Source organism: Thauera phenylacetica B4P (genome assembly GCF_000310225.1).
Lineage (GTDB): Bacteria > Pseudomonadota > Gammaproteobacteria > Burkholderiales > Rhodocyclaceae > Thauera > Thauera phenylacetica.
Window position 1 is genome coordinate 1 of sequence record NZ_AMXF01000590.1, and the last position, 520, is coordinate 520.

General features: G+C 77.1%; 1 protein-coding gene. It reads left to right on the forward strand.

Annotated features, from left to right (window positions below; genetic code table 11):
• A partial coding sequence (locus C667_RS23840) for a response regulator (RefSeq protein ID WP_004392463.1) occupies positions 1-520 on the forward strand: 520 nt, incomplete at both ends.

Here is a 520-nt window from a genome sequence, read left to right on the forward strand (position 1 = left end):
GCGCTGCCGGCGACCACCGCCGCGCCCGCCGAGGCCACGGCCGCCACGGCCGAGCCGGACGCGAGCGCGCCGGCCCCCGGCCACCGCGTGCTGCTGGTCGAGGACGACGAGGTCAACCGCATGGTGGTGGAGCGCTTCCTCGACGCCCTCGGCCAGCAGGCGGTGTGCGCGCCCGACATCCACAACGCGCTGCGCCTGCTGCACGAGCGCCCGATCGACCTCGCCCTCATCGACATGAACCTGCCCGACGGCGACGGCCGCGAGCTGCTCGCCCGCCTGCGCGCGCTGCCGGCGCACGCGCACACCCCGGCGGTGCTGATGTCGGCCCACATCCCGCGCCGCGAGGTCGATGCCCTGCTCGAAGCCGGCTTTGCCGCCTTCCTGTCCAAACCCTTCTCGCGCCAGCGCCTGCGCGCGTTGCTGGCCGAGCTGCTCGCGGGGGGGCGCACCGCGCCGCTGGCGGGCGAGCGCGATCCGGGTTCGGCCAGCGCAGCCACCGCGGCCACCGCAGCCAGCGCGG